The following is a 3,899-nucleotide window of genomic DNA, read 5'->3' as shown; positions in this document are numbered from 1 at the left end:
GCCATGCAAGGCTATATTTGACGTCTATCATCTCGCGAGGACCATTTTCCCCGCGCAGCAACGAAGGACGCAGCAGGCCATGTTCGAAAACTTCGATGCCCAGATTCTGGCGCGCGCGCAATTCGCGTTCACGGTCTCTTTTCATATCATCTTCCCGGCCTTCTCCATCGGCCTTGCCAGCTATCTCGCTGTCCTCGAAGGCCTCTATCTGTGGAAGAAGGACAAGGTCTATCTGGAACTCTTCGACTTCTGGAAGACGATCTTTGCTGTCGCCTTCGGCATGGGCGTCGTCTCGGGCATCGTGATGTCCTATCAGTTCGGGACAAACTGGAGCGTGTTTTCCGACAAGGCAGGGCCGGTCATCGGGCCGTTGATGGGTTACGAGGTGCTGACCGCCTTCTTCCTCGAGGCAGGCTTCCTTGGTGTCATGCTGTTCGGACGTAACCGGGTCGGGCCGGGGCTGCATTTCTTCGCCACGCTGATGGTGGCCTTCGGCACGCTGATCTCGGCGACCTGGATCCTCTCGGTGAATTCCTGGATGCAGACGCCCACCGGTTTTGCGATCAACGATGTCGGCCAGTTCGTGCCGGTCGACTGGTGGAAGATCGTCTTCAATCCGTCCTTCCCCTATCGGTTGGTACACATGGTCATTGCCGCCTACCTGACCACGGCTTTTGTCGTCGGGGCAGTCGGTGCCTGGCATCTGCTGAGACACACCGCGCCGCGCCGTGCGGGCGTGATGTTCTCGATGGCGATGTGGATGGCGGCGATCGTGGCGCCGATCCAGATCATGGCCGGTGACGCGCATGGCCTGAACACGCTGGAACACCAACCGGTCAAGGTGATGGCGATGGAGGGCCATTTTGACAGCCATCCTGACGGCGCGCCGCTGATCCTGTTCGGCATTCCCAACACGGCGGAAAAGCGGATCGACTACGCGGTCGAAATCCCCAAGCTGTCGAGCCTGATCCTGAAGCATGATCTCAACGCGCCGCTGGCCGGGCTCGACACCGTGCCCGATGACAAGGAGCCGCCGGTCGCAATCGTCTTCTGGTCGTTCCGGGTCATGGTCGGCATCGGTTTCGCCATGCTCGGTGTCGGTCTGTTCAGCCTGTACTGTCGCTGGCGCGGGACGCTTCACGAGAACCGCTGGATGCATCGGGTGGCACTGGTCATGGGCCCGTCCGGCTTCGTGGCGGTGCTGGCCGGCTGGATCACAACCGAAGTCGGACGCCAGCCCTATACCGTCTACGGCCATCTCCTGACGGCGGATTCGATCTCGCCGATCGCAGCCCCGGCGGTTGCCGCTTCGCTGATCGCCTTTGTCATCGTCTACTTCATCGTCTTCGGGGCAGGGACCTTCTACATTCTCAGGCTGATGGCTCGCCTGCCGCGCGATCCGATGCCGGATCTCGACGATGGTCCCATCCGGACCTCCGGCATCACACCAGCGGCACAGACCGGTCATCATGGAGGCAAACATGGCCATTGATCTTCCCTTCATCTGGGCCGGCATCATCGCCTTTGCCGTGCTTGCCTATGTCATTCTCGACGGCTTCGACCTCGGCGTCGGGATCCTGTTTCCGTTCTTCCCCGAGAAGCACGACAAGGATCTGATGATGAATTCGGTGGCGCCCGTCTGGGACGGCAACGAGACCTGGCTGGTGCTGGGCGGCGGTGGGCTGCTTGCCGTCTTTCCACTCGCCTATGCGACGATCCTGCCAGCGCTCTATGCGCCGCTGATCATCATGCTGCTCGGCCTGATCTTCCGCGGCGTCGCCTTTGAATACCGCTGGCGCACCAACCGTGCCGAATATCTGTGGAACTGGGCCTTTGCCGGCGGTTCGATCGTCGCAGCCTTTTCCCAGGGCGTGGCGCTCGGGGCGCTGGTGCAGGGCATTCCGGTTACCGACCGCGCCTATTCGGGCGGCTGGTGGGATTGGCTGACGCCGTTTTCGCTGGCGACCGGCGTTGCGCTGGTGATCGGATACGGCCTGCTCGGGGCGACGTGGCTGGTGATGAAAACCGAAGGCCATCTGGCAGAGCGAAGCCGGGGCTTTGCGTTCAAGCTGGCCTTCGCAACGGTTGGCGCCATGGGCATCTTCAGCCTGTGGACGCCGTTTCTCGAGCCGCTCTATCTCGACCGCTGGTTCGGATTTCCGACGATGATCTTTTCCGTCATCGTGCCGCTGCTTGTGCTGGGCTGCCTGTATCTGATTATCTCTGGTCTCAAGAAGGGGCGGGACGTGCAGCCCTTTCTCGCGTCGCTCGGTCTCTTCGTGCTCGGTTATGTCGGGATCGGCATCAGCTTCTATCCCTATATCGTGCCGACGTCCCTGACGATCTGGGAGGCTGCGGCACCCGATGAAAGCTTGGCCTTCCTGCTGGTCGGCGCCTTGATCCTGGTGCCGATGATCCTCTGCTACACGGCCTATGCCTATTGGGTTTTCCGTGGAAAGCTCAATCCGGACGAGGGTTATCATTGATGCCCAGAACCAGTCTTTCCTCGCGCCTGTTGTGGTTCGTCGGGCTCTGGCTCGCCGGCGTCGTGACCATCACGATTGTCGGCGGCATCATCAAGATCTGGTTGGGTGCCTGAGCCGCTGACTTTGTTTTGATTGGAAATATGACCGCCCGGCCTTCAAAAGAGGCTGGGCGATCTCCATATGTGAGCCCAAGGGCGTAAAAGCCTTCAGAACCATAACAAAGGGGTAGGAAACGCGATGCGGCGTTACGGTAAGATTTTTGCATCTCTCGCACTTGGCATGATGGTCACGCTGATGGCCGTCGATTTCGCCGAGGCAAGACGGGCAAGCGGCGGCTTCGGCAGTCGCGGAACGCGCACCTTCAGCGCGCCCTCAGCCACGCGCACGGCTCCGACGACGGCTGCTCCGATCGAGCGCACGATGACACCTCGCACCAATGCGACACAGCCGGGTGCGACCCAGACGGCCGCACAGACCCGCAATGGCCAGCGTCCCGGCCTGTTCGGTGGTCTTGCCGGTGGCCTGATGGGCGGCCTGCTGATGGGCGGCCTGTTCGGCATGCTGATGGGCTCGGGCTTCGGCGGTGGCTTCGGTTTCCTCGGCCTGCTTTTGCAGGGCGTGCTGATCTTCTTCCTGATCCGCTTTGCCATGCGCATGTTCGCCAATCGCCAGCCGTCCTATTCGGGTGGCCCGAATGGCGGCAACACATCCGGCTTTGGCGGCATGGCACGCAATGATGCGCGCAACGATCAGCGACCGTCGACCGGTTCGTCGTTCCAGATCCCGCGCATCGGTGGCGGTTCTGTCGCGCAGGCTTCGGTCGCCAAGCCGGGTCAGACCGACGAGATCGGCATTGCGCAGAAGGATCTCGAATATTTTGAAACGCTGCTACAGCAGATGCAGGCGGGTTACGCACGCGAGGACTACAGCGCGCTTCGCCGGATCACCACGCCGGAAGCCATGTCCTATCTCGCCGAGGAACTCAGCGAGAACGCCACCAAGGGTGTCAAGAACGAGGTTCGCGACGTGCATCTGGTGCAGGGCGACGTGTCGGAATCCTGGCGCGAAGGCGATGTCGACTATGCGACCGTCGCCATGCGTTACGAAAGCATCGACTATGTCGTCGATCGCCAGAGCGGCAAACTGATCAATGGCGACGACCAGAACCCGTCAGAATCGACCGAGATCTGGACCTTCATCCGCCGTCCCGGTGCCGACTGGCAGATCTCGGCCATCCAGGCGGTCGGTCAGTACGAATAAGCGCTCAGCGCTGACTGGAGTACGAGAAGAGGCAGGGCGCTGGCGCCCTGCCTCTTTTGTTGTGCGCTGTTTTCGGATTATCGGGCTTTGCCGTGGTGTGGTTCATGCCCCTCATCCCCTGCCGGGACCTTCTCCCCGCAAGCGGGGAGAAGA

Annotated in this window: 3 protein-coding genes; all 3 read left to right on the top strand. The window is 61.3% G+C overall.

Annotated features, from left to right (window positions below; genetic code table 11):
- The first annotated feature begins 79 nt into the window (after nt 1-79).
- The 3 genes from PDO_RS10800 (at nt 80) to PDO_RS10785 (ending at nt 3,746) form a co-directional block, all read left to right on the top strand.
- Nucleotides 80-1,492 carry a cytochrome ubiquinol oxidase subunit I gene (locus tag PDO_RS10800; protein WP_007601726.1) on the top strand — a complete coding sequence of 471 codons (1,413 nt, stop codon included), beginning with the start codon at nt 80-82 and terminating at the stop codon, nt 1,490-1,492.
- Complete coding sequence (gene cydB, locus PDO_RS10795; protein WP_007601724.1) at nt 1,482-2,486, top strand: cytochrome d ubiquinol oxidase subunit II; 1,005 nt, start codon at nt 1,482-1,484, stop codon at nt 2,484-2,486. Before PDO_RS10800 ends, cydB begins: the two co-directional genes overlap by 11 nt.
- 237 nt (nt 2,487-2,723) lie before the next feature.
- Nucleotides 2,724-3,746, top strand: coding sequence for a Tim44 domain-containing protein (locus PDO_RS10785; protein ID WP_007601710.1), 1,023 nt, complete (start codon nt 2,724-2,726; stop codon nt 3,744-3,746).
- Nucleotides 3,747-3,899: the final 153 nt, after the last annotated feature.

This window comes from Rhizobium sp. PDO1-076, from assembly GCF_000247475.1.
GTDB lineage: Bacteria > Pseudomonadota > Alphaproteobacteria > Rhizobiales > Rhizobiaceae > Allorhizobium.
The sequence above is the reverse complement of the archived record's forward strand: the minus strand, read 5'-3'. Positions and strand labels throughout refer to the sequence as shown.